Source organism: Variovorax sp. OK212 (assembly GCF_900112425.1).
GTDB lineage: Bacteria > Pseudomonadota > Gammaproteobacteria > Burkholderiales > Burkholderiaceae_C > Variovorax.
The window spans coordinates 492,557-517,631 of sequence record NZ_FOLP01000004.1 but is presented as its reverse complement, the minus strand read 5'-3'; the positions used below and the strand labels follow the sequence as shown (position 1 = coordinate 517,631).

Annotated in this window: 23 protein-coding genes; 14 read left to right on the top strand and 9 right to left on the bottom strand. The window is 70.3% G+C overall.

The annotated features are described in order from the left end of the window. Positions 1–106 precede the first annotated feature (106 nt). The 5 genes from BM004_RS16105 (at position 107) to BM004_RS16085 (ending at position 6,584) form a co-directional block, all read left to right on the top strand. Positions 107–1,483 carry an RDD family protein gene (locus BM004_RS16105; protein ID WP_093214782.1) on the top strand — a complete coding sequence of 459 codons (1,377 nt, stop codon included), beginning with the start codon at positions 107–109 and terminating at the stop codon, positions 1,481–1,483. 95 nt (positions 1,484–1,578) lie between these two features. Continuing rightward, positions 1,579–1,974 carry a Co2+/Mg2+ efflux protein ApaG gene (gene apaG / locus BM004_RS16100; RefSeq protein WP_093127075.1) on the top strand — a complete coding sequence of 132 codons (396 nt, stop codon included), beginning with the start codon at positions 1,579–1,581 and terminating at the stop codon, positions 1,972–1,974. Positions 1,975–2,125: 151 nt separating this feature from the next. Continuing rightward, positions 2,126–4,111: a site-specific recombinase gene (locus BM004_RS16095; RefSeq protein ID WP_093214779.1), complete on the top strand. Its 1,986-nt coding sequence runs from the start codon at positions 2,126–2,128 to the stop codon at positions 4,109–4,111. Then, positions 4,108–5,379 carry a cation:proton antiporter gene (locus tag BM004_RS16090; RefSeq protein ID WP_093127080.1) on the top strand — a complete coding sequence of 424 codons (1,272 nt, stop codon included), beginning with the start codon at positions 4,108–4,110 and terminating at the stop codon, positions 5,377–5,379. The genes BM004_RS16095 and BM004_RS16090 overlap by 4 nt, the downstream gene beginning before the upstream one ends. Further along, the gene (locus BM004_RS16085; protein ID WP_093127082.1) at positions 5,376–6,584 is read left to right on the top strand and encodes a YbdK family carboxylate-amine ligase; all 1,209 of its coding nucleotides are present in this window, start codon (positions 5,376–5,378) and stop codon (positions 6,582–6,584) included. Before BM004_RS16090 ends, BM004_RS16085 begins: the two co-directional genes overlap by 4 nt. 1 nt (position 6,585) lies before the next feature. Here the strand turns inward: BM004_RS16085 and BM004_RS40655 are convergent, their stop codons facing one another. Further along, positions 6,586–7,056, bottom strand: coding sequence for a hypothetical protein (locus tag BM004_RS40655; protein ID WP_143072437.1), 471 nt, complete (start codon positions 7,054–7,056; stop codon positions 6,586–6,588). 99 nt (positions 7,057–7,155) lie between these two features. Here BM004_RS40655 and thiL point away from each other — a divergent pair, with 99 nt between their 5' ends. After that, the gene (gene thiL / locus BM004_RS16075; RefSeq protein ID WP_093214775.1) at positions 7,156–8,112 is read left to right on the top strand and encodes a thiamine-phosphate kinase; all 957 of its coding nucleotides are present in this window, start codon (positions 7,156–7,158) and stop codon (positions 8,110–8,112) included. A gap of 44 nt (positions 8,113–8,156) precedes the next feature. On the opposite strand, the gene BM004_RS16070 is transcribed toward thiL, so the two are convergent. Beyond that, entirely contained in the window at positions 8,157–8,864 is a 708-nt protein-coding gene (locus tag BM004_RS16070) for a DUF3053 domain-containing protein (protein ID WP_093127091.1), read from the bottom strand. Positions 8,865–8,899: 35 nt separating this feature from the next. Continuing rightward, the gene (locus tag BM004_RS16065; RefSeq protein ID WP_093127093.1) at positions 8,900–9,796 is read right to left on the bottom strand and encodes a LysR family transcriptional regulator; all 897 of its coding nucleotides are present in this window, start codon (positions 9,794–9,796) and stop codon (positions 8,900–8,902) included. Between the two features lie 137 nt (positions 9,797–9,933). Between BM004_RS16065 and BM004_RS16060 the strand changes: the two genes are divergently transcribed. Both BM004_RS16060 and BM004_RS16055 read left to right on the top strand, forming a co-directional pair. Next, complete coding sequence (locus BM004_RS16060; RefSeq protein WP_093215005.1) at positions 9,934–10,950, top strand: Bug family tripartite tricarboxylate transporter substrate binding protein; 1,017 nt, start codon at positions 9,934–9,936, stop codon at positions 10,948–10,950. Between the two features lie 66 nt (positions 10,951–11,016). Then, positions 11,017–12,729: an FAD-dependent oxidoreductase gene (locus BM004_RS16055; protein ID WP_093127099.1), complete on the top strand. Its 1,713-nt coding sequence runs from the start codon at positions 11,017–11,019 to the stop codon at positions 12,727–12,729. Between the two features lie 46 nt (positions 12,730–12,775). Here BM004_RS16055 and BM004_RS16050 read toward each other — a convergent pair whose 3' ends face one another. Then, a complete protein-coding gene (locus BM004_RS16050; protein ID WP_093214772.1) occupies positions 12,776–14,254 on the bottom strand; it encodes an MFS transporter in 1,479 nt (492 codons plus the stop codon). 199 nt (positions 14,255–14,453) lie between these two features. On the opposite strand from BM004_RS16050, the gene BM004_RS16045 reads away from it, so the two are divergent. Genes BM004_RS16045 through BM004_RS16030 form a run of 4 tightly spaced genes read left to right on the top strand, consistent with a single transcriptional unit; the run spans position 14,454 to position 16,387 of the window. Beyond that, a complete protein-coding gene (locus tag BM004_RS16045; RefSeq protein WP_093127104.1) occupies positions 14,454–14,981 on the top strand; it encodes a phosphatidylglycerophosphatase A family protein in 528 nt (175 codons plus the stop codon). Positions 14,982–14,986: 5 nt separating this feature from the next. Further along, the gene (locus BM004_RS16040; RefSeq protein ID WP_093215004.1) at positions 14,987–15,550 is read left to right on the top strand and encodes a CinA family protein; all 564 of its coding nucleotides are present in this window, start codon (positions 14,987–14,989) and stop codon (positions 15,548–15,550) included. Between the two features lie 28 nt (positions 15,551–15,578). Further along, the gene (locus tag BM004_RS16035; protein WP_093127107.1) at positions 15,579–16,073 is read left to right on the top strand and encodes a nuclear transport factor 2 family protein; all 495 of its coding nucleotides are present in this window, start codon (positions 15,579–15,581) and stop codon (positions 16,071–16,073) included. Continuing rightward, positions 16,070–16,387 carry a GNAT family N-acetyltransferase gene (locus BM004_RS16030; protein ID WP_093214769.1) on the top strand — a complete coding sequence of 106 codons (318 nt, stop codon included), beginning with the start codon at positions 16,070–16,072 and terminating at the stop codon, positions 16,385–16,387. Before BM004_RS16035 ends, BM004_RS16030 begins: the two co-directional genes overlap by 4 nt. A 104-nt stretch (positions 16,388–16,491) precedes the next feature. Here BM004_RS16030 and BM004_RS16025 read toward each other — a convergent pair whose 3' ends face one another. Both BM004_RS16025 and BM004_RS16020 read right to left on the bottom strand, forming a co-directional pair. Continuing rightward, positions 16,492–17,673 carry an MFS transporter gene (locus BM004_RS16025; RefSeq protein ID WP_093128076.1) on the bottom strand — a complete coding sequence of 394 codons (1,182 nt, stop codon included), beginning with the start codon at positions 17,671–17,673 and terminating at the stop codon, positions 16,492–16,494. 52 nt (positions 17,674–17,725) lie between these two features. Then, positions 17,726–18,541: a YecA/YgfB family protein gene (locus BM004_RS16020; protein ID WP_093127112.1), complete on the bottom strand. Its 816-nt coding sequence runs from the start codon at positions 18,539–18,541 to the stop codon at positions 17,726–17,728. A 55-nt stretch (positions 18,542–18,596) separates the two neighbouring features. Here BM004_RS16020 and BM004_RS16015 point away from each other — a divergent pair, with 55 nt between their 5' ends. Next, positions 18,597–20,294 carry an FMN-binding glutamate synthase family protein gene (locus BM004_RS16015; RefSeq protein ID WP_093214766.1) on the top strand — a complete coding sequence of 566 codons (1,698 nt, stop codon included), beginning with the start codon at positions 18,597–18,599 and terminating at the stop codon, positions 20,292–20,294. Further along, positions 20,291–21,196, top strand: a complete 906-nt coding sequence (locus tag BM004_RS16010) for a BUD32 family EKC/KEOPS complex subunit (protein ID WP_093214762.1) — start codon at positions 20,291–20,293, stop codon at positions 21,194–21,196. The genes BM004_RS16015 and BM004_RS16010 overlap by 4 nt, the downstream gene beginning before the upstream one ends. Before the next feature lie 34 nt (positions 21,197–21,230). Here BM004_RS16010 and BM004_RS16005 read toward each other — a convergent pair whose 3' ends face one another. Genes BM004_RS16005 through BM004_RS15995 form a run of 3 tightly spaced genes read right to left on the bottom strand, consistent with a single transcriptional unit; the run spans position 21,231 to position 25,072 of the window. Then, positions 21,231–23,504 (bottom strand): spermidine synthase, encoded by a 2,274-nt coding sequence (locus BM004_RS16005; RefSeq protein ID WP_093214759.1) that lies wholly within the window; start codon positions 23,502–23,504, stop codon positions 21,231–21,233. Beyond that, complete coding sequence (locus BM004_RS16000; protein WP_093214756.1) at positions 23,504–24,703, bottom strand: TadE/TadG family type IV pilus assembly protein; 1,200 nt, start codon at positions 24,701–24,703, stop codon at positions 23,504–23,506. The genes BM004_RS16005 and BM004_RS16000 overlap by 1 nt, the downstream gene beginning before the upstream one ends. Before the next feature lie 21 nt (positions 24,704–24,724). Next, a complete protein-coding gene (locus tag BM004_RS15995) occupies positions 24,725–25,072 on the bottom strand; it encodes a DUF192 domain-containing protein (RefSeq protein ID WP_093127125.1) in 348 nt (115 codons plus the stop codon). Between the last annotated feature and the right edge of the window lie 3 nt (positions 25,073–25,075).

Below are 25,075 nucleotides of genomic sequence, written 5' to 3'. Positions count from 1 at the left end.
CTCGCTTGTCCTTGGAGCGCGGCGTACTTCCCGATACATTTGCGTGGCGCCGCAGGCGCATCCGCACACAACAAGGCACACAACAAGACCGGAACGGGGAGATCCCATGGACGAGGGCTGGTGGTACGCACAGGGCGAAGACAAGGGCGGTCCGCTGTCGGTCGCGCAGGTTCACGCGCTGGTGCGCGCCGGCACCATCGGCGCGCAGACGCTGGTCTGGCGGCCGGGGCGGCTGACCTGGAATCCGTTGCACGAGGTGGCCGAGCTGATGCAGCCCGGCCTGCGCATGGAGCCGGTGCTGCTGGACTTCGGGCCCGCCACTGCGCGCTCGACGCGCCCGGCGCCGCCGTTGCCTGAGCTGGACGCCGAGCCGGTTTTTGCGCCGCGCGCCGCACGAACGGACGCCGACCCGTGGTTGTCCGACGCCCCGCTCGAAACACCCGCGCCCCGCCAGCGCGCCCCCGGCTTGCCGCCGGCCGGCCCGTGGCGCCGCTTCTTCGCCCGCCTCTTCGACGTCTGGACGATGGCGATTCCCGCCGGCTTCTTCCTGGGCGCGGTGGTCGCGCGCATCTGGCCGGCCTTCGGGCTGTGGATGGAAAGCCCGTCGTCCACGCCGGCGCTCGGGGTCATCATCCTGCCGCTGGCGCTGGTGTTCGAGGCCGTCTTCTTCGGCCTGTTCGGCACCACGCTGGGCAAGCTGATGTTCGGCATCCGCGTGACGCTGCGTGACGGCGGACGGCCCAACTTCCTGCAGTACCTCGGGCGCGCGGCGTGGGTGTACCTGTCGGGGCTGGGGCTGGGCATTCCGTTCGTCACGCTGATCACCATGGGCCGCCAGTTCTTCGAGGTGAAGGACGGCCGGCCCGCCACCTACGACCAGAACCGCTACCTGGTGCAGGCGTCTGGCACGGGCGTGCTGCGCACCGGCCTGGCCACGCTGGCGCTGGCCGGGCTCACGGCCGGCCTGGTCTTCGTCAACCAGCGCGAGACCGCGCGCAGCGTGCGCTACTACGCCGGCTTCGAGTGGACCAACCCCGCCACGCAGCTGCGCGCGGACATTCCGCGCGGCTGGCAATACCGGCAGGAGGCCAACGACACCGGCGACGTGGTCCACACCTTCTACTCGGACACCGTGATCGCGGTCTTCGCCTTCGAGGGCGGCATGGAGCGCGTGAGCCTGGACGACTACCAGCGCGTCTGGACGATGGCGGTGCGCCCGTCGATGGAACTGGACCAGCGCGCGCGGCCCATCAACGTCAAGGGCCGCCTGGGCCTGCAGATGAAGGGCGCGATGGCCAAGGACGCCTCGCAGCACGTGGATGCCACGCTGCTGAAAAGCGGCGCCCAGGTGTGGCGCATGGTGATGGTCGGCACCTCGGGACGCGACCCGGACACGGCCGCCACCACGGCCTTGCGCGAATTGCTGTTCCAGACCGTGCCCGCGGCCGCGCCCGACAGCGCGCCCAGGGGCAACACGATCTGACATCCGCCGCACGCGCGCGCGGAGGGCATCCGGTCGTAATACAGAGGTAATGCACGGGTGGTGCAGGGGAAAGCCCTGCAGTTACCATCGCGCCCATGTCAAACAGCCCCTTCAGCGTCCAGGTCGAACCGCGCTACCTGGCCGACCAGTCCTCCGCCAAGGACCACATCTACACCTTTTCGTACACGGTGACCGTCACGAACACGGGGTCTGTGGCAGCCCAGCTGATTGCCCGGCACTGGCTCATCAACGACGCCTCGGGCCATGCGCAGGAGGTCAAGGGCCTCGGCGTGATCGGGCAGCAGCCGCTGCTGGCGCCCGGTGAATCGTTCCGTTACACGAGCGGCTGCCGCTTGCAGGCGCCCAGCGGCACGATGCACGGCAGCTACTTCGTGGTGACCGAGGAAGGCGAGCGCTTCGACGTGCCGATCCCCATGTTCGTGCTCGAAGCCGACGTCGGCGGCGCGCCGGTCTCGCGCGTGCTGCACTAGGCACGGCTTCAGGCTTCGCGCCGCCTTCTTCGCTCCTTTCGCTTTTTCGCTTCCCCCCGCTTTCTTCGCCCTCTCGACCGGGGGCCCACCGCGGCACCGGCCAGGCCGGCTGCGCGGTGTTCACCGCACCGAACCCCCTCACCCTCACTCCATGGCTGCCGCTTCGCGCGACCTGCAGGGGCTGCTTGCCGGCCTCGACCCCAAGGCCGATGTGGCGCAGCGCCACATCTGGCTCATCGACCTATTCGACTGGCTGCGCGGCGACCGTGCCTCGCCCCAGGCGGCCCTGGGCCGCGTGCGGCTGCTGCTCGACGCCATCGAGGCGCGGCCCGAGCTGCGCGAGCGCCTGCGCGCCTGGTGGCGCGCCTTCACCGGCGCGGTCGACCTGACCGCGCTGCTGGCCGACCACGGCTTCGCGCCGCGCACCGCGTTCGCCAGCGAGCTGGCCGAGCGCCTGCGCCGCAAGATCCTGCCCGGCACGCCCGAGACCACCGACGCGTCGGACCTGTTCCGCATGGTGCTGCCGGGCGCGTTCGACGCCGGCTGGATCGCGCTGCTCGACGAGACGCAGCTTGCGCGCATCGGCGCGCTGCTGGCCGACGCCGCGCTCGACGACGACGGCACGCCACGCTGGCGCCACACGGTGATGGACGCCGTGACCTACTGCGCCAGCCAGGTGGTGGCGGCCGGCTTCTCGCCCGAGCTGCGCCTGCGCATGAGCGCCGAGCTGGGCGCGGCACGCCCTTTCCACGCGCTGATGGCCGACCTGGACCACCTGCGCGAGCAAATGTTCCTGCAGCCGCGCGATGAAGACGCGCTGCAGGAGGCCTTCGTCGCCTTCCGCGACCGGCTCGACGCCTGCCGCGCGGTGACCTCGTCGGTCTACACGCACCTGGAGGACAACGGCATCTCCGTGGGCCTGGTGTTCCGGCTGCGCCAGCTGCGCGAGCGCGTGCTGCGCATCCGCGAGCTGCTCGACTGCCTGATGGCGTCCAGCCCCACGCCCGGCGCGGGGCCCAGCGTGGCGCGGCTGGTCGGCAAGCTGGTGCTGGCGGGCGGCGAGCGCAACAGCATCCGCGCGCTGATCGCCTCGAACTCGTCGATGCTGGCCGCCAAGGTGACCGAGCGCAGCGCCGAGACCGGCGAGCACTACATCACCCGCGACCGCGCCAGCTATGCGCGGATGGTGAAGAAGGCCGCCGGCGGCGGTGCGCTCACGTCCGTCACCGTGCTGCTGAAATTCAGCATCTACGCGCTGGGCCTGTCGGCCTTCTGGAGCGGGCTGGCGGCCGGCCTCATGTACGCGGCCAGCTTCGTGGCGATCCAGCTGCTGCACCTGACGCTGGCCACCAAGCAGCCCGCCATGACGGCGCCGGCGCTGGCGGCGCGGCTGCGCGACATCAAGTCGGACGGCGCGGTGAGCGATTTCGTCGACGAGGTCGCCAACCTCGTGCGTTCGCAGGTGGCGGCCGTGCTGGGCAACGTGCTGGTGGTGGTGCCGGCCATGCTGGGCGTCGCGTTGCTGGTGCAGCTGGCGCTCGGGCGGCCGCTGCTCGACGCCGCGCATGCCGCGGCCACGCTGAAGTCGCTCTCGCTGGCCGGCCCGACCGCGCTTTATGCGGCAATCACCGGCATCCTGCTGTTTTCGGCCAGCATCATCGCCGGCTGGACAGAAAACGCCTTTGTCCTGCATCGGCTGGACTCCGCCATGCGTTACAACCCCCGCATCGGCGCTTTTCTCGGCGCCGCCCGGGCCCGCCGCTGGGCCGACTTCATGCGCACGCACATCTCAGGCTTCGCCTCCAACATTTCGCTCGGACTCATGCTCGGACTGCTGCCCGCGTTCGCGGGTTTCTTCGGGCTCGGGCTGGATGTGCGCCACGTGACACTGTCGGCCGGGCAGATTGCCGCGGCCGCGGCCTCCACGGGCCTGGCGGTGCTGCAGCAGCCCGCGCTGTGGTGGGCGGTGGCGGCCATCCCGGTCATCGGCGCGCTCAATGTGAGCGTGAGTTTCTATTTCGCTTTCCGGCTGGCGCTTCGCGCGCACAGCGTGAGCCTCGGTGACCGCGCCCGCATCCGCAGCGCGATCTGGGCACGCTGGCGCAGCCGGCCGGTGAGCTTCTTCCTACCTGCATGAATCTGACGAGCTTCTTCACCGATCTGCTGGGCTTCTGGTCCGAATGGGTGCGCCCCTCGGCCGGCCTGCCCACCGTGCTGTGGTCGCTGCTGCTGGCCGCGGCCGCGGCGTCCGGCCACCTGGTGCAGCGCTACCTGGGCCTGCCCAAGGTCATCGGCTACTCGCTGGTGGGCGCCGTGGTCGGCTTCGCCGGCTTCGAGGGCGCCATCTGGCCGCTGCGCGGCATCAGCCTCTTCCTGCTCGAGCTGGGCGTGGCCGTGGTGCTGTTCGAGGCCGGCGGCCGCCTGCCGCTGCGCTGGTTCCGCCACAACCCGATGGTGCTGGTGCAGAGCTTGCTCGAAGCCACGCTCACCTACTTCGGCGTGTACTGGGTGCTCACGCTGCTGGGCCTGCCCGAACCGGTGGCCAACCCGATCGCGCTGATGGCCATCGTCGCCTCGCCGGCCGTGCTGAGCCGCGTGATCATCGACACCCGCGCCGCCGGCCCCGTGACCGAGCGCGCCATGACGCTGGCCACGCTCAACACCTTCTACGCGCTGGCGCTCGGCTATGCGCAGGCCGGCCTGATCGAGCGCGCGCCGCAGACGCTGCTGCAGAAGCTCTACCCGGTGGGGGTGGTGCTGGGCCTGTCGTTCGTGGTGGGCGCCATCATGGCGCTGGCGCTGCGCTCGGCGCTGCGGGTGATGAGCCCGACCAGCGAGAACACCTCCATCCTGCTGCTGGCCATCATCGCGGCCGGCGCGGCGCTCACGGCGCACGTCGGCGGCTCGGCGCCGCTGGCCGCGCTGATCGGCGGCGTGCTGCTGAAGACGCTCAACCCCAAGCCCTGGGCCTGGCAACGGCAGCTGGGCACCGCGGCCTCGCTGCTCACCATGCTGATGTTCGTGCTGGTGTCGATCGTGGCGGCCCAGGCCGACTGGACGCTGCCCGTGGCCAGCGTGGTGCTGGCGGTGATCGGCGTGCGCCTGGTCACCAAGATCGCGGGCGTGGCCATTGCCAACCCGGGCAGCGGCGCCAGCTGGAAGCAGGCTTTCTGGGTCGGCTGCGCGATGTCGCCGCTGTCGTCCATCGCGCTGCTCATCGCCTCCAATTTCGCCACCGCCTCGCCGCTGCTGGGCACCATGATCACGCAGGTCGCGCTGCCTTCCATCCTGCTGATGGAGGTGGTGGGCGCGATGCTCGCCACCGTGGCCATCCACGCGGTCGGCGAGAGTTCGGTGCCCTGGGCGCCCCAGGCCTTCAGCACCACCGAGGACACGCAGCGATGAGCACCGCCGTCACCCCCCCCTTCGATCCGGACAGCGACGACTTCCGCTCGGCCCCGCTGCCGCCCGATCCCGAGAGCCGCACCGTCAAGCTCGAGCCCTTCAACAAGTCGGAGGCGCTGTCGCTGGGCGTGGAGCTGGAGCTGCAGCTCGTCAACACGCACGACTACGACCTCGCGCCCTACGCGGAGGACATGCTGCGCCTGATGGCGCAGACCCCGCTGCCCGGCAGCGTGGTGCCCGAGATGACCTCGAGCATGATCGAGATCTCCACCGACATCTGCCATTCGGCGCAGGACGTGATCACGCAGCTGTCGCCGATCCGCGAGGCGCTGATCCGCAATGCCGACAAGCTCAACATCGCGGTGGTCGGCGGCGGCACGCACGCGTTCCAGCAGTGGCACGAGCGGCGCATCTATGACAAACCGCGCTTTCGCGAACTGTCGGAGCTGTACGGCTACCTGAGCAAGCAGTTCACCATCTTCGGCCAGCACGTGCACATCGGCTGCCCCGATGCCGACGCGGCGCTGCTCATGCTGCACCGCATGTCGCGCTACATCCCGCACTTCATCGCGCTGTCGGCGTCCTCGCCCTTCGTGCAGGGGCAGGACACGCAGTTCGACTCGGCGCGGCTGAACTCGGTGTTCGCGTTTCCGCTGTCGGGCCGCGCGCCCTTCACCACCAGCTGGAAGGAGTTCGAGGCCTACTTCGAGCGCATGACCCGCACCGGCGTCGTGCGCAGCATGAAGGACTTCTACTGGGACATCCGCCCCAAGCCCGAGTTCGGCACCATCGAGATCCGCGTGTTCGACACGCCGCTCACCGTGGAGCGCGCCGCCGCGCTGGCGGGCTACGTGCAGTCGCTGGCCGCGTGGTTCCTGCAGGAGCAGCCCTTCGAGCCGAGCGAGGACGACTACCTCGTGTACACCTACAACCGCTTCCAGGCCTGCCGCTTCGGGCTCGACGCGGTGTACGTCGACCCGGCCACCGGCCAGCACATGCCGCTGCGCGACCACATCCTGATGACGATGACCCAGCTCGAATGGCACAGCGAGGCGCTCAACGCCACGCAGGCATTGGGCGAGTTGCGCACCAGCGTGGAGGCCAACCGCAACGATGCGCGCTGGCTGCGCGAGAAGCAGGGCAAGGAACGGCTGCTGGCGGAGGTGGTGCGGCAGGCGGCGTTGAGGTTCCGCGGGAAGGCCTGAGTCAGGCTTCGTCGTCCAGGAACGGCGCGGCGACCGTCCTGCATTGCGGCAGCAGCGCCGGGAGTTCGTTGCGCACGAATGCAAGGGCGGCCGCTTCGTCCTCGCAGTCGATGAGCAGGTGGTCGAGCCGGTAGCCGAACGCCACCGCGGGCTCGGACAGCTCCTCGCCCATGCAGCCGCGCGCAGCCCAGTGGGCGAAGGCCAGCGCCGACACCGGCGAGTCGAGTTCCGTCTCGATGGCACGAACGCAGAACTGCTGCAGGTAGCTCATCCGTGCAGGCCGTGGAGAAAAATCGTGCCGGGCCCGCTTCAGGCATTGCTCGGGGCCGTAGGTGACCAGCTCGAAAAGCTCCTGCCTGGAGTCATCGGGCATATCGGGCCTGGCAACGGCCGTGCCGGCCCAGTCGACAATCGCCTGCGACGATCGCAGACCCGAAGCCCAGAGGCCGAGCATGTTCTCGATCGATCGCATCAACGAAGTCCTGTTTCGGGCATGGCGCGTTTGTAGCATTGCACCCCGCCTGCCCACTCCGACCACTCGGCCCAGTCCCACCCCTTATGCTCGCTCCCCATGGGTGAATTCGACCTGATCACACGCTACTTCAAGCGCCCCGCCACGCGTTCCCCGCTCGGCGTGGGCGACGACTGCGCCTTGCTTGCGCCGGCGCCGGGCATGCAGCTCGCCGTCTCTTCCGACATGCTGGTCGAGGGGCGGCACTTTCTGTCCACCGTCGAGCCCGCGCGGCTCGGCCACAAGGCGCTGGCGGTGAACCTCAGCGACCTGGCGGCCTGCGGCGCGAAGCCGCTGGCCTTCACGCTGGCGCTGGCGCTGCCGGGTGTCGACGAGCACTGGCTCGAAGGCTTCTCGCGCGGCCTGTTCGCACTGGCCGACGCGCACGGCTGCGAACTGGTGGGCGGCGACACCACGCGCGGCCCGCTCAACATCTGCATCACGGTGTTCGGCGAGGTGCCGGCCGGCGCGGCGCTGCTGCGCTCGGGCGCGCGCGCGAGCGACGACATCTGGGTGAGCGGCACGCTGGGCGACGCACGGCTGGCGCTCGAGGTGTTTCGCGGCACGATCGCGCTGTCGGCCGAGGCCTTCGAATCGGCCCGCGCCCGCATGGAGCAACCGGCGCCGCGCGTGGCGCTCGGGCAGGCCCTGCGCGGCATCGCCACGTCGGCGGTGGACGTGAGCGACGGACTGATCGGCGACCTGGGCCACATCCTCGCGGCCAGCCGCGTGGGCGCCACGCTCGACGCCGACGCAACCACGGCGCTGATCGCCGCCGAGGCGCCGGGCCTGAGCACCGAGATCCTGCGCACCTGCGCGCTCTCGGGCGGCGACGACTACGAGCTGGTCTTCACCGCACCGGCCTCGGCGCGCGATGCGGTCGAAGCGGCCGGCTCACGCAGCGCCACGCGCGTCACGCGCATCGGCCGCATCGAGGCCGATGCCGGCCTGCGCATCGTCGACGCGGCCGGCGCGCCGGTGTCGCAGCGCTTCGGCTCGTTCGACCACTTCGTCTGAGAAGCCTGGCGCGCGAAGCCGAGAGACAAGCCTGGAAGCCTCGGTTAGCCGCGCACCATTGCCTGCATCTTGCGCTGCGCGGCGTTGATGGCGGCCGACTGGCCGTTGAGCTGCTGCAGCATCTTGTTGAGTTCCGCCTGCACGGCCGGATCGCTCACGGTCACGCTGCTGCCCGAGATCTGGATCTTCGACTTGTTCTTCTCGAGGAAGTCGCCGATGGCCAGCGCGCTGTCGAACACGGTGTCGAGCGCGGGGAACACTTCCTTGAAGGTGGTGGACGGCGCGGTCACGGTCTTGTCGTAGGCCTTGTCGTAGACCTGCTTCAGGTCGTCGGGCTGCTTGAGTTGCGCGTGCGCGGCGTCGGCCTTGGCGGTCTGCTGGTCGAGCGCGGTGCGCAGGCCGCCCAGCCCTTCCTTGGCGGCCTTGAGGTCGTCGCGGCGCGAAGACAGGTCGGCAATGGAACGCAGCGCGCCCTTGGCCATGATCTGCGTCATGGGCTGGCTCACCGACTGGTTCATGCCTTCGTTGAAATCGGTGATCACCGCGTAGTGCTGCGCGTAGTCGCCGAACGAGGTCTTCTCTTCGGCCGTGGGCGTGGGCACGCGCAGGCCGGGCTTGTCGAGCACGCGGGTCTGCAGGAACGAGATGAAGGCCTTGCGCTGCTCGGCCTCCTTGTTGCCGCAGCCCGCCAGCGCGAAGCTGAAAGCCACGAGGAGCGACAGGGCCCCGAGACGTTGAATGAAAGTTCTCATGGAGCGAAGACTCCCGTATGTTGTGAATCGAAAAATTATAGGGAGCGCTTCAGTGCGTCGATGAAGGCGCGCGCCGCGGCCGAGAGCGAGTGGCCGCGCTTGGTGACGATGGAAATGTCGCGCGCCACGCGCGGCGAACTCAGCATCTTGATGACCAGCGACGGATCGGCCTCGGCGCGCGCGAAGGCCGAGGGCATGATCGACGCGCCCATGCCGGCCGCGGTCATCCAGATGGCGGTGGACAGGAACGACACCTCGTTCACCACGTCCAGCGCCACGCCCGCCTCCGCGGCGGTGCCGTCGATGAGCGGGCGCACGCCGTAGCCCGGGCGCACGGTGATGACGGGGTGGTGCGCAAGGTCGGTCCAGCGCACCACGCGCGCCTTGGCCAGCGGATGGTCTTCCCGGCACACCAGCGCGAGGTGGTCGCGCATGAGCCGCTGCACCTCGACCTCGGCGCCGGGGCGTTCGGGCGTGCCGATGCCGAAGTCGACATGCTCGCCGAGGATGCGCGAGATGAACTGGTCGGGCGCGCAGTCGTTCACCAGGATGCGCACGCCGGGATGCTGTTCGGTGAACGCGCGCACGGCGTCGGGCAGCAGGAAGCCCGCGAGCGTGGGCGTGATGGCCAGCGTGACGCGCCCGCGCTCCAGCGTGGCGAGCTCGCGGAAGTCCGCCGACAGCGAATCGACGTCGCGCAGGATGCGCTCGACCGTCACCATCATCTGCTCGCCCGCGGCCGTGGCCTTCAGCGAACGCGTGGTGCGGTCGAACAGCCGCGTGTCCAGCCCGTCCTCGAGCTGGCGGATCAACATGCTCACCGCCGACTGCGTGACGAACAGCTTCTGCGCCGCCGCGCTGAGCTTCTTCAGCTGGTAGACGGCGAGGAACGCACGCAGCTGGCGGATCGTAGGACTGAAGTTCGCATTCATCAGGAAAGATGATATTTCATTAGAAATTTCTTGATTTACGAATGAATCGGCGCATCGTTCAATCTTCGCCGGAACCGACCACGGCACCACGGCACCATGGCACCACGCAAGACGCGCACGACACGCAAGGAGTCTCGATGACCGCACCCCTGGCTGGCGGGACGAACGCACGGCGCCGGCAGCTGACGCTGGCCGCCGCGTGCACGCTGCTCGGCGGCGCGGCCTTCGCGCAAGCACCTTCGCCGTCGGCGGTCGACTTCCCGAACCGGCCGATCCGCCTGGTCGTCACCTTCCCGCCCGGCGGCAGCGCCGACGCGGTGGTGCGCCTGCTGGTGCCGCGGCTCAACGAGAAGCTGGGCCAGCCCGTGGTGGTCGACAACAAGCCCGGTGCCGGCGGCAACGTGGGCCTCTCGCTGGTGGCCAAGACGCCGGGCGACGGCTACACGCTGGGCCTGGGCGCGGCCGGTGCGCTCACCGCCAACGTGAACCTCTACGCGCAGATGCCCTTCGACCCGGTGAAGGACTTCAGGCCCGTGGGCATGGTCGCGGCCACGCCCTTCGTGATCGTGGGGCATCCGTCGATCGGCGCGCGCACGCAGCGCGAGCTGATCGCGCTGGCCAAGGCGAAGCCGGGCACGCTGTCGATCGGCCACGGCGGCAACGGCACAGCCATGCACCTGTCGGCGGCGCTGTTCGCGCAGATGGCCGACGTGAAGCTGGTCGAGGTGCCGTACCGCGGCTCGGGCCCCGCCGCGCTCGACGCCATGGCGGGGCAGATTCCGCTCGCGCTGGTCGACCTGCCCGCCTCGCTGCAGCAGATCAAGGCCGGCAAGCTGGTGGCCTTCGCGGTGACGAGCGCGCAGCGCGTGCCGATGCTGCCCGACGTGCCCACGGTGGCCGAGGCCGGCCTGCCCGGCTACGACTCCACCGGCTGGTTCGGCGTGGTGGCGCCGGCCGGCACGCCCGCGCCGGTCGTGGCGCGGCTCAACGCAGAAATCAACGCCGCGCTGGGCGACGAGCAGATCAAGGCGTCGATCCGCAACCTGGGCGCGGAGCCCGCGCCGACCTCGAGCGAGGCCTTCGAGGCCTACATCCAGTCCGAGACGAAGAAGTGGGCCAAGGTGATCCAGGCGGCGCACATCCGCCTCGACTGACGCACATCCTCCGTACCTCCCTCCGTCCTCCTGCGTTCCTGCGCCCGTGCATTGCCACCTTTCGACATGACCGACAACACCGCCACCACACTGAAGGCCGACGTGCTGATCGTCGGCGCGGGGCCCGTGGGCCTCACCCTGGCCATGGACCTCGCCTCGCGCGGCGTGTCGGTGGTCATCTGCGAAACGCGCCGCTTCGCCGAGCCGCCGAACGTCAAGTGCAACCACGTGGCCTCGCGCACCATGGAGCAGTTCCGCCGCCTGGGCGTGGCGCAGAAGCTGCGCGACGCGGGCCTGCCGGCGGACCATCCGAACGACGTGGTGTTCCGCACCAGCGTGACGGGCATCGAGCTCACGCGCATTCCCATTCCGTGCCGCCGCGACCGCTACACCGAGACCGAAGGCCCCGACGCCTGGTGGCCCACGCCCGAGCCGCCGCACCGCATCAACCAGATCTACCTGGAGCCGATTCTCCTGAAGCACACGGCCGCGCTGCCGGGCGTGCAGCTGCTCAACCGCACGCGCTTCGAGGCCTTCACCCAGGACGCCGACGGCGTGTGCGCGGTGGTGAGCAACCTGGACGACAGCAGGATGCGCACCGTGCGCTGCCGCTACATGGTGGGCTGCGACGGCGGCAGCTCGGTGGTGCGCAAGCAGATCGGCGCGAAGCTCGAGGGCACGGCGGTGATCCAGCGCGTGCAGTCGACCTTCATCCGCGCCCCGCAACTGCGCGGCATGATTCCCGGCAAGCCGGCGTGGTCGTACTACTCGATGAACCCGCGCCGCTGCGGCACGATGTTCGCCATCGACGGGCACGAGACCTGGCTGGTGCACAACCACCTGAACGCCGAGGAGCCCGAGTTCGATTCGGTCGACCGCGACCAGTCGCTGCGCAGCATCCTCGGCGTGGGCCCCGACTTCGCGTACGAGGTCATCAGCAAGGAAGACTGGGTCGGCCGGCGGCTGGTGGCCAACCGCTTCCGCGAAGGCCGCGTGTTCCTCGCCGGCGACGCGGCGCACCTGTGGGTGCCCTACGCGGGCTACGGCATGAACGCCGGCATTGCCGACGCGCTCAACCTCTCGTGGCTGCTGGGCGCGGCGGTGCAGGGCTGGGGCGACGAAGCCATCCTGGACGCCTACGAGGCCGAGCGGCAACCGATCACCGAGCAGGTGTCGAACTTCGCGATGGACCATGCGCAGAAGATGATCCGCGCACGCCGCGCGGTGCCGCCCGACATCGAGGAACCCGGCCCGGCCGGCGACGCGCTGCGCGCCGACATCGGGCGCGAGGCCTACGAGCTCAACGTGCAGCAGTTCTGCTGCGGCGGCCTGAACTTCGGCTACTTCTACAGCGGCTCGCCGATCATCGTGGCCGACGGCGAGCACACGGCGCCGCCTTATTCGATGGGCGATTTCACGCCCTCGACCGTGCCGGGCTGCCGCGCGCCGCACTTCTGGCTGGCGGACGGCCGCTCGCTCTACGACGCCTTCGGCCCCGGCTACACGCTGCTGCGCTTCGACCGCAGCGTGGACGTGCGCCCGCTGGAGCGCGCCGCGGCCGCCTACAGCATGCCGCTCACGCTGCTGGACATCGAGACCGAGGACGTGCCCAAGGCCTACACCCACGCGCTGGTGCTGTGCCGCGCCGACCAGCACGTGGCCTGGCGCGGCGCGCACCTGCCGGCCGAGGTCTACGACCTGGTGGGCCTGCTGCGCGGCGAAGGCCTGCGGCTGCGGGCACGCCGGCGGGCGCTGGCCTGGGAGGGCGTGGTGGCCTGAACCTGATGCGGCTGGTGAATCTGGTGGACCCGGCGGTTCAGCCGGTTCACCAGCCGCGCCGTGCCAGGGCCCGGTACGCGAGCCACACCGCCACGGCGGGTGCGAGCGCAAAGCTCGCGAACAGCCACACCGCGGCCGACTGCGCACCCGCCACGCCGCCCGGCGCGGTGAGCCCGGCCGCGTTCGCCACCAGCCCCGCCACCGCCGCGCCCACGGCCATGCCGTAGAGCTGCACGGTGGTGATGGAGGCCGACGCCAGGCCCTCTTCGCCCTTGGGCGCCAGCGACATCACGCGCGTGAGCAGGTGCGGCCAGCCGATGCCCACGCCGAGCCCCACGGCGGCCAAGGCGATGGCGACGATCGAGGTCTCGACGCCAGCACCGAGCACGCCCGGCGACGGCAACAGCCACGCCAGCGCCACCAGCCCCAGCGTGCAGATCACCGGCCCGGCGCGCAGCATGCGGTCGGCGCCGGCGCCGCTGCGTCCCGACGACAGCAGCGACCCCGCGCTCCAGCCGCCCGCCATCGCGGCCGTGAGGTAGCCCGCCGCCAGCGGCGAATGGCCGTGCAGCAGCTGCAGGAAGTACGGCACGAAGATCTCTGTGGTGGTGCCGACCAGCAGCAGCGCCACGCTCGTGTAGATGGCGCCCAGCGGCGCGCTCATCGAATACGCGCCGCTGGGCAGCACGCGCACGGTGGCGCGGCTGTCGATGCGGGTGGCGGCGAAGCCGATGGCCAGCCCCAGCACCACGCCGGCGGCCTGCCAGCGCAGGTCGGGCCACAGGCCGCTGGCCGCGATCACCAGCACCGACAGCGCGAGCAGGCCGATCTGCGGGCCCGGCACCCGCGGCAGGACCGCGGGCCGCGCGTGCGTCACGCCGGCCGAGGGCCGCAGCTGCACCAGCACCAGCAGCGCCTGCGCCGCGGCCACGGGCAGCAGGAACCAGAAGGCCCAGCGCCAGTGCCCGGCCTGCGCGAACAGGCCGCCCACGGCCGGCCCGCAGAGCGTGGCGACGCCCCACATGCCCGACACCAGCGCCACCGCGCGCGGCCACAGCCGCTGCGCGAACACCAGCTGGATCAGGCCGTAGCTCAGCGCCGCGAGCAGGCCGCCGCCCAGCCCCTGCACCGTGCGGCCCGCGAGCATCCAGGGCATGGACGACGCCATCGCGCAGCCGATGGAGCCGGCGCTGAACACCGCCAGCGCGGCCAGGCAGGCGCCGCGCGGCCCGAGCACGGCGAGCAGCCGCACCGACAGCGTGGCGCCCAGGATCGAGCCGACCACGAACAGCGTGGTGCTCCAGGCATACCAGTCGAGCCCGCCGATCTCGCGCACCACCGACGGCAGCACGGTGGTCACGATGTGCACGTTGACGGCATGCAGCGCGACGCCGCCGGTCAGCGCGAGCGCGCGCCAGCCGTTGCGGCCGGTGAAGAGTTCGCGCCAGGCTGCGGGGGCGGGAGGGGCGGCAGGAGCGGCAGGGGGCGAAGAAGCGGGCCGCAGGGCGGCGCAAGGCGAAGACATGACGAGATGCAGGAAGCGGAAAGAAGCCCGGATACTAGGCGGCGGGCGTTAATTAAACAAGCTATTGCTTTGATTAATAAAGCCATGGCCACGCGGGCGCGACACGGGCGCCGCCGCAGAATGCGCGACACTCCTGCCCCTGATGCACGCTGCTTCTTCCTCTCCTTCTTCCGCCGCCACCACATCCGCTTCCGGCGCCATGCCCCAACCCTCGATGCGCCGCCCCACGCTGCGCTTCATGCTCTCGCACCCCGCGCACTTCATCGCGCTGGGCTTCGGCTCGGGCCTGCCGCGCATCGCGCCGGGCACCGTGGGCACGCTGTGGGCCTGGGTGGCCTTCGTGGTGATGCAGCTGTGGTTCACACCGGCCACCATCGGCTGGATCATCCTGGCGTCGCTGCCCATCGGCTGGTGGGCCTGCACCGTGACCGCGCGCGACATGAACATCGCCGACCCCGGCGCGGTGGTGTGGGACGAAGTGGTCGCCTTCTGGATCGTGCTCTGGCTGGTCACGCCGGCCGGGCTGCTGGCGCAGGCCATCGCCTTCGGGCTGTTCCGTTACTTCGATGCCGCCAAGCCCGGCCCCGTGGCCTGGGCCGACGGCCTCTTCAAGCAGCGCGACGCGGCGCAGGTGCGCTGGTGGCACGCCGGCTTCGGCATCATCCTCGACGACCTCGTGGCGGCCTTCTGCACGCTGCTGGTCATTGCGCTGTGGCGCGCCTGGTGAACACGATGGCTTCCTTTTCGACGACCCCCTCGACGCCCCCCGCGACGACTTCCTCGACATCCGCTGCGTCACCGGCCCTGGCCGACCTGGACACCCCCGACCTCGTCGCCGCGCTGGCCGCCCTGCTGCAGCGCAAGGGCTGGATGCTGACCACCGCCGAAAGCTGCACGGGCGGGCTGATCGGCGCGGCCTGCACCGAGCTCGCGGGCTCTAGCGTGTGGTTCGAACGCGGCTTCATCACCTATTCGAACGAAGCCAAGACCCAGCTGCTGGGCGTGGACGCGGCAACCATCGCGGCGCACGGCGCGGTCAGCGAGCCGGTGGCGCGCGCCATGGCCACGGGTGCCATCGCGCATTCGGCGCCGTCGCGGGTGGCCCTGGCCGTCACCGGCGTGGCCGGCCCGACCGGCGGCACCAGCGAGAAGCCGGTGGGCACGGTGTGGTTCGGCTGGTCGGTCGACGGCGACGTGCGCACCGAGCGCCGCCGCTTCGACGGCGACCGCGCCACCGTGCGCGCGGCCACGGTGCGCCACGCACTGCAGACGCTGGTCGAGTTGCTCGGCCGCTGACCCGATTTTTCACAACCCCAGAGGCCTCATGACCGCAGCCACCAACGCACAGACCATCGAGCGCTTCTACAGCGCCTTCGCGAAGCTCGACGCCGCCACCATGCAAGCCTGCTACGCCAGCGACGCGGTGTTCGACGACGAGGCCTTCTCGCTGCGCGGGCGCCGCGAGGTCGGTGGCATGTGGCGCATGCTGTCGGAAGCCACCAAGGCCAAGGGCGCGGACGTGTGGCGCCTGACCTGGCGCGACGCGAAGGCCGACGACACCACGGGCAGCGCCCACTGGGACGCGCACTACCGCTTCAGCGCCACCGGCCGCATCGTGGACAACAGCGTCGACGCGCGCTTCACCTTCACGCCCGACGGGCTCATTGCGACGCACCGCGACACCTTCCCGTTCTGGACCTGGTCGCGCCAGGCGCTGGGCACGCCGGGCCTGCTGCTCGGCTGGACGCCGGTGCTGCGCAAGAAGGTGCGCGCCACCGCGGCCGCCAACCTCGCCAACTACCTCGCACGCCAACCATGAGCAACGACATCGCCCTCGCCTTTTCCAGCAACGACGCGCTGCACCGCTACGAGGCCGCGCTCGACGGCAAGCTCGCGGCCTATGCCGAATACAACCTGCTGACCGACGCCATCATGTTCACGCACACCGAGGTGCTGCCCGCGTACGAAGGCAAGGGCGTGGGCTCGGCCATTGCGCGGCACGTGCTCGACGAGGCCCGCACGAAGGGGCTGCATGTGATTCCGGTGTGCCAGTTCATCGCGGGCTACATCCGCAAGCACCGCGAGTACGCGGACCTGGTGCGCCCCGACATCCAACGCGCCTTCAAGATCTAGACAAGGCTCGCCCCCAGGCTTCGCGCACCTCGTGTCGCGTCTCCAACCCCCTGCCGGGGGCAACACCAGCGGCCCGGCAAGGCCGGCTGCGCGGTGTTCCTTGATCAGACAGCCGTCGACTTCGGCGCGGGCAGCCAGGCGAAGGCCGCGATGCCCACCACCAGCAGCACGGCGATGGTGGCCAGCACGGCCGTGAGCGGGTCGCCGCCATGCGCCGAGGCCACCGAGGCGGCCACGCCGGTGCCCCACTGCATGAGCGCCACGCCCAGGAACATCGCCATCGTGAACACCGCCATCGCGCGGCCGGTGAGGGTGGTCGGGTAGGCGCCGCGCACGTCGGCGTACTGCCACACGATGAAGCCCGAGAGCACGCCGATCAGCACCATGCCGGTGATGTCGAGCCAGGCCGAATGCAGCACCGCGATGAGCGCGAAGAGCGCCGCGTAGCCGAGCGCGCAAATGACGATCCAGCGGCGGCGCCCGGCGCCGTCGCGGTCGAGGCGGCCGAACAGCGGCGCGCCGAACAGCGAGATCACCGACACCGCCAGCGCGACGTTGCCGCTCTGCACCAGTGAATAACCATGGCGCTCCATCATCAGCGGGCCGAGCCACAGGCCGCGCAGCGAGATGAAGGCCGCATACGTGACCGCGCCCAGCACGATGATGCCGAGCGTGTGCGGCATGGCGAACAGCGCGCCGAACTGCCGGATGGCCTCGGGAATCGATTCCTTGGTCTGCGGCACGGCGGAAGCGGGCTCGTGCACCCAGCGCCAGATGGCCAGCCAGGCCAGCGCCGCGGCCACCGCCAGCACCACGAAGCCCGCGCGCCACGAGTACGCCTGCACCAGCCACGCGAGCGGCGTGCCGGTGACCAGCATGCCGAGGCCGCCGATGGCCAGCACCATGCCCGAGACGGTGGCGAAGCGCGCCGCCGGAAAGTGCCGCGCGATGAACACGGTGCACACCAGGAAGGCCGGCGCGCAGCCCACGCCGATCAGCGCCTGCCCGGCCACCAGCATGAGGTAGCTGGACGACACCGCCGACAGCAGCGCGCCCGCGATGGCAATGGGAAACGCCACCAGCACCGTGCGGCGCACGCCGTGCAGGTCGATGCCGATGCCCATGAAGAGCTGCATTGCGCCGAACGCAAAATGAAAAGCCCCCGAGAAGATCCCGAGGGCCTGGGCGGACAGGTGGAAGTCGGCCTGCAGCGGGCTGGCCATGATGGCGCCGACCGTGCGAAAGGCCTGGCTGAGCGCCACCCCGGCGCACAGCGCCAGGACCATGACCCACGCCGAGCGCAGCGTCAGCGGCGTGGCATCACCGTCCGGACCGGTGCTAGCCGGCACCGTGGCACTTCTTGTACTTCTTGCCGCTGCCGCAGGGGCAGGGGTCGTTGCGGCCGGGCTCGGCTTCCTTGCGGATCGTCTCGACTTTCGGGCCCAGGCTCTTCCAGAGCTGGCGCAGGTCGTACACGGCCCAGATGGCGGCGCCGAAGTCGTCCAGCCGCTGCTGGCTCACGCTGGGCGGCGCGTCGTCGCTGTACATCGACAGCGTGGGCTTGGCCTTGTCGTCCTCGGTGAGCGCGACGATGTTGTCGAGCGCGTCGTCCAGCATCTGCGCGGCGTCCTTGTCGCGCGGCGTGGCCCAGTCTTCGGGCCAGTTCTCCACGGCGTACATGAAGCCCAGCGCCCAGACCTGCGCGAACGAGGGAATCTCCTCGCCGGCGATCTCGGCACGTTCTTCTTCCGGCAGGGAGGCGATGGCGCCGCGGGTGTCGAGCACCTCGGGCTGCCAGCTGCGTTCGTCGTCGAGGGTCTCGACCGGGGCGTCCAGGCCTTCCTCGATCTCGATCCAGCGGCGCTTCCAGTTCCAGACGAACTCCATGTGCTGGGCCGACGAGAAGCTGTCGCCCAGCAGCACGGGCCAGTATTCGGAGGGCAGGATGGGGCGGCGGGTGCAGATCAGCGCGGCCATGAAGCCTTCGCAGAACTCCCACTGGGGAATTTCCTCGTCGTGCTCGCGCATGGCGTCCAGCGCCTGGTCGAGGGCGTCGAAGTCATCGGGGCCGAGGGGCGTCTGGGCGGATGTGGCTTCGGCAGGGGTGTCAGGGGTGGCTTCAGGAGCCGGAATGGGGTCGGGAATGGTCGTCATGGCAAGTTCGGGGCAGCCCTCTATGATGCAGCAGGCTTCGGTCGACACTATTTCTATGCCCACGATTATTCCGTTTCCGGCGCGCTACAGCGCTTTCGCCCTGTGCGTGGCCGGTCTGGTGGCCTGCCTTGCCTTCGTGCTGGTGTCACCGCACCTGTGGCTCGCCTGGATCGGCGTGGTCGCTTTCGCGGTACTTTCAGGTACCGGCATCCACGACCTGCGGCAGGCCCGGCACGCCATCCTGCGCAACTACCCGGTCATCGGGCACCTGCGCTTTCTGCTGGAGTTCATCCGCCCGGAAATGCGGCAGTACTTCATCGAGAGCGACTCCGAGGCAGCCCCCTTCTCCCGCGCGCAGCGCTCGCTGGTCTACCAGCGCGCCAAGGGCGACCCCGACAACCGGCCCTTCGGCACCCAGCTGAACGTGACCATCGCGGGCTACGAGTGGATCAACCACTCGATGCAGCCGACCAAACTCGCGAACCACGATTTCCGCATCGTGATCGGCGGCACGCCGCAGCCGGCCGGCGCCAACCCGGCGCAGGTCTGCACGCAGCCCTACAGCGCCAGCGTGTTCAACATTTCCGCCATGAGCTTCGGCGCACTGTCGGCCAACGCCATCCTCGCGCTCAACCAGGGCGCCAAGATGGGCGGCTTCGCGCACGACACCGGCGAAGGCTCGATCTCGCAGCACCACCGGGTGCACGGCGGCGACCTGATCTGGGAAATCGGCTCGGGCTACTTCGGCTGCCGCAACGACGACGGCAGCTTCAACCCCGAGCGCTTTGCCACCAACGCGCGCGACCCGCAGGTCAAGATGATCGAGGTCAAGCTGAGCCAGGGCGCCAAGCCCGGGCACGGCGGCGTGCTGCCGGCGCCCAAGGTCACGCCCGAGATCGCGGCGGCGCGCGGCGTGCCGGTGGGCGTGGACTGCATCTCGCCCTCGTCGCACAGCGCGTTCTCCACGCCCACGGAGATGATGCATTTCATCGCCAAGCTGCGCGAACTCTCGGGCGGCAAGCCGACCGGCTTCAAGTTCTGCCTGGGCCACCCGTGGGAATGGTTCGGCATCGTCAAGGCGATGCAGGCCACCGGCATCACGCCCGACTTCATCGTGGTCGACGGCGCCGAGGGCGGCACCGGCGCGGCGCCGGTCGAGTTCAGCGACCACGTGGGCGCGCCGCTGCAGGAAGGCCTGCTGCTGGTGCACAACACGCTGGTGGGCGTCAACCTGCGGCACCGCATCAAGATCGGCTGCGCCGCCAAGGTGATCACCGCCTTCGACGTGGCCCGCATGATGGCGCTGGGCGCCGACTGGTGCAACGCGGCGCGCGGCTTCATGATGGCACTGGGCTGCATCCAGGCGCAGAGCTGCCACACCGGCCACTGCCCCACCGGCGTGACCACGCAGGACCCGCTGCGCCAGCAGGCACTGGTGGTGCCCACCAAGGCCGACCGCGTGCGCAACTTCCACCGCAGCACGCTGCATGCGCTGCAGGAGCTGGTGCAGGCCGCCGGCCTGGACCATCCGCAGCAGATCACCGCGCACCACATCGTGCGCCGCATTTCCGACACCGAAGTGCGCCTGTTGAGCAACCTGGTGATGCAGGTGCAGCCGGGCGCCTTGCTCGGCCCGCTCGACGAGCAGCACAATGTCTTTCGCACCTACTGGCCGCTGGCCAGTGCGGAGAGTTTCCAGCCCTTGACACAGGGCCCGCAAGGGCTGGTGGCGGGCTTTGCAATGGCCGCATGAACCCACTGAGACGAGGAGGCGCCAACGGGCGCCTGCAATCGCGCAAGGGCGCCGCTTCGGCGCCCGCGCCCCTGGACGCGCTGGCGCGCACGCCGGCGCCCGGCGACTACGCCGAGTTCCTGCGCACCACCCTGCCCCGGCAGGAGAAGAACGTGGCCAGCCACCGCTTCGGCAGCGAACGCGTGTGGCTCAAGAAGGCCGGCCCGCGCCACGGCAAATGGGGCTACCGCGTGATGGCGGCCGTGGCGCGCATGGCGCGGCTGGACATCATCAAGCCCGTGCCCAACCCGGGCGGCGAAGCGGCCATCGCCACCGAGGCGCGGCGGCTCAAGCAGTTGGCCGCCGCCGGCCTGCGCGTGCCGACGGTGCTGGCGCAACAGGCCGACGGCCTGCTGATCTCGGACCTGGGCGAAAGCGGCCGCGCCACCGTGGTGCTGCAGGAGCGCATCGACCAGGCCGCCGCCGCCGGCCCCGCCGCGCTGCTGGCGGTGTGGCGCGAAGGCCTGACCGCCATTGCCGCCGTGCACGTGTGCGGCCAGCACCTGAGCCAGGCCTTCGACCGCAACCTGGTGCAGTGCCCCGACGGCGTGATCGGCTACATCGATTTCGAGGACGACCCCGCCGAGGTCATGACGCTGGCCGAATGCCAGGCGCGCGACTGGCTGAGCTACCTGCACTCCACGGCCATGATGCTCGAGGCCGCCGCACCGCAGGCCGCGGGCCAGCACTGGCATGCCGCGCTGAGCGGCGTGAGCGACGAGGTGCGCGAGCGCATCCAGAACGCGGCGCGGCGCATGAAGTGGGCGCAGAAGCTGCCGGCCAGCCGGCGCTGGGGGCGCGACACGCAGCGGGTGCGCGCCGTGGCGCGGTTGCTGGGGCAGTGGCACCCGGCCACCACCTGAGCCCACACCATCTGAACTCACTACGGCTTGCGCCTCACTGCCACTTCAGCACGCCCAGCAGGTTGCTGAAGTCGTCCGTCCACAGCGCCGCACGGGCGCCGCTGGCTGCTTCCATGGGTTCGGCGCGCTCCCGCACCATCGGGTCCGCCAGGAAGCGCGCGTCGCGCGTGAGCAGCACGTAGTCCGAGGTGTGCTCCAGCGTGGCGTTGCCGCGCTCGGGCTCGAAGCGCACGCGCAGCGCCTGCAGGCCCGCGTCGTCCCCCAGGCGCTTCAGCACGGGCGCCAGGTCCAGGTGCCGGTTGCTGATGTGGAACGCGATCACGCCGGTGGGCTTCAGGTGCCGCAGGTACAGCGCCAGCGCTTCGCGCGTCATCAGGTGCATGGGAATCGCATCGCCGGAGAACGCATCGACCACCAGCACGTCGAAACGCTGCGGCCCTTGCGCGTCGAGCTCCTGTTGCAGCAGCAGCCGCGCGTCACCCGGCACCACCTCGACATGCGCGGCCGAGTCCGCAAGAAACGTGAAGTGCGCGCGCGCCGCCGCCGTCACCAGCGGGTTGATCTCGTAGAAGCGCATCGTGTCGCCCGCGCGCCCGTAGGCCGCGAGCGTGCCCACGCCCAGGCCGATGACACCCACGCGCTGCGGCGCGGCCCGGTTCGCGCGCAGCGCCACGCCGGCGCCCGACTGGGGTCCGTAGTAGGTCGTCGGCAGCCGCCGGTAGATGGCGCCCATCACCTGCTCGCCGTGCGAGATCACGCCGTGCATCAGCCGGCGCGACGAGGTCAGCGCACCCGGAATGCCGAACTGCTCCACGCGCAGCGCGCCGTAGAAATTGCGCACGCGCAGCAGGGTCCGGTTGTCGGCTTCGAGCACGCTGGACACCGACAGCCACGCCACGGCCGCCGCAGCCAGCGCACCGGCCAGCCCCGCGCCCGCGGCCCATGCGCGCGCGCGCCATGCGGTGTAGCCGGCCGCGAAGCAGGACAGCGCGGCCACCGCCGCATGAAAGACGTTCAGCGACACCGCGACCGCATCCATCTTCAGGAAGGCGCCGAAGCCCAGCACCACCGCGAAGGCGAACACCAGCCACACCCACTGCTGGCGCGCACGCGCGAGCCACAGCATGACCAGCCCCGGCACCGCCAGGCTCGCCGGCAGCTCCCAGTAGCCGTTGAAGAAGTGCGGCGCGAACACGCCCGCGAAGAGGCCGCCCACGGCACCGCCGAGCGCCAGCAGCAGGTAGAAGCGCGTGAGCCGCGCGGGCCCGGGCCGCGCCCGCGCAAGCTCGCCGTTCGCGAACATGCAGATCGCGAACAGCCCCGCGCAGTACAGCCCGATGGCCGCGGCAATCGGCAGCGAGCGCTGCGGCGTGTTCAGGTACCAGCCCATCACCGGCGTGAGCAGCAGCACCGCGGGCCAGAAGAGCCAGCGCCGGTACCAGAAGTCGCTGTCGAAGCACAGCACGAAGCTCAGCAGGTACAGCGCGAGCGGCACGATCCACAGCATCGGCACCGAGGCGATGTCCTGCGTGATGAAGGCCGACACCGCGAGCAGCGCGACCGTGCCGAGCGCGGCCAGCACCAGCCACAGGAGCTGGTCGCGCCACGACAGCGGCGCCGCGGGTGCAGCCGATGCCGCCGCGGCTTCGGCGCCGGCCTGTGCTGGCCGCGCCTTCTCCACCGCCACCACCGCCACCACCGACGCGATCGCCAGCACCGCGAACAACCCGAAGCCCGCCGACCACGCCACGGCCTGCACGCGCAGCGCGAACACCGGCTCCAGCACGAAGGGGTACACCACCAGCGCCGCCAGCGCCGCGAGGTTCGACAGCGCGAACAGCCGGTAGACCTTCGCCTGGCGCAACTCGGCGCCCGCATGCAGCCGCGCGACCCAGCTCTGCACCAGCGGCCCGGTGGTGCACACGGCGAGGTACGGCAGCCCGACGGTGGCGGCCAGCACCGCGAGCACGCCCGCCGCGGGGTCGCCCTGGCCGGTCGGCTTCCATGCGGCATCGGGGATCACCGGCAGCATCGTGCAGGCCGCGAGCAGCAGCAGCGCGTGCACCACGGCCTGCGTGCGCAGCGGCCGGCGCGACAGCCGGTCGGCATAGAAGTAGCCCAGCAGCAGCACCACCTGGAAGAACACCAGGCACAGCGTCCACACCGCGGCCGAGCCGCCGAACCACGGCAAGATCTGCCGCGCGATCAGCGGCTGCACCAGGAACAGCAGGAAGGCCGAGACGAAGATCGTCGATGCGCACAGCGCCAGCGCGCCCCCACCGCGCGCAGCGTTCGCCGCCTTGCGCATCAGGGGGCGGTGCCCGGGTTCGGCACCTTGTCGAGCTGGCCCTTCACCGAGCCGTCCCAGATGGCCGGGCAGAAGGAATTGCCATCGCCGATCTTGTCGGCCGCCGCGTCGACGCCCTTGGCCAGCAGCTGCGAGGCCCACTCGGTGCTGTTGTTGCGCACGAAGGCGAAGATGTTGGTCATGGCGTCCTGCGGCTTTTCCAGCACGTTGATGCCGGCGTTGTTGCTCCACGCCGGGTCCCACTGCAGGTCGATGCTGCGGTCGCTCTTGGGCCCGAACGAATAGAACGGGTGCCAGTACATCGGCGACTCCATGCCCGCCACGCCGTCGGCGGCCAGCGGGATCTTGCCGTTGGCGATGTAGTAGGCGTCGAGCTGGTTCAGGCGGAAGTCGGTGCCCGGCGCGCTGGCGCCGTCGGTCGACAGCAGCTTGAACCATGCCTCGGCCGCGAACTGGTAGCCCTTGAGCGCCGTCAGGATGATCCTGTTGGCCACCGGAATCCCGAGGCGGTAGCCGTAGTGCACGCGCAGGTGCAGCACGCTGGATTCACCGAGCGTCTTGTTCGACACGTTGCCGCGCAGCTCCGCGTCGGGCGGCAGCGGATCGTCGATGCCCACGGTGGTGCTCATGGCCTTGGCCTTGAAGTCGTAGGGCAGCGGCTTGCGATAGCGCATGGTGTCGTTGGGGATCTGCATGATCCAGCGGTTCTCGCCGAAGTTCTCGATGAAGGCCCAGTCGACGAAGGCGGTCTGCGTCGGGTTCAGGTACTCGATGCAGGCCGACTCGATCAGGTCGGTGTTGGTGTCTATCCATCCCTTGAACATGCCGCCCACGCTGGCGTCGCGCACGTTCAGCGGCATCATGCCCTTGACCAGCCCCTGCCACACGCTGCCGCGCGTGAGCGCGTTGGTGGTGAGCTCGAGCGCGGCGCTGTTGAGCGTGCTCAGGCCCGGCGTGGTCGAGTTGCCGATGCGAAAGACGAAGGGCAGTGGCATGCCGTTGTTGAGCGAGCCGGCGCGCGCGGCCTCGTGCGCGGCGTACTCCAGCGTGAGGCGCGCGCGGTAGATCAGGCCGAACTGCACCACGCACATCACGAAGAGGATCAGCAGCGGCAGCGCGATCATCGTCTCGGTCATGGAGGCGCCGCGCTGCGCACGCGCCAGGCGATGCCCGCGAAGCTTGTGAGGGATGGAATGCATGGCCTTCTCCTTCGAGTGTGTTCACCAGCCCGACAACTGCAACCCCGGACTCAGCGCCAGCCGGCGCGCCTGGCCCGCGGCCAGCTCGAGCACGCTGGCCGCGCCCAGGCACATGGCCATGCGCATCGGGCGCAGGCTCTCGACCACGCGCGCGATGCCGCCGTGCCGGTCCAGAAAGACGACGTCGATCGGATAGCGCATGCCCACCGTGTGCACCGAGCTGCAGCGCATGATCAGCAGGCCTTCGCAGGCGGCGAGCTTCGGCCGGCCGAGCAGCCCGCGCGTGCGGTCCCAGCCGCGCTCGGCCACGCGCACGGGACCGAAGGGCTGGGCCTGGGGGGATCGGGATCGGAGGGAGACGATGCGCATCGG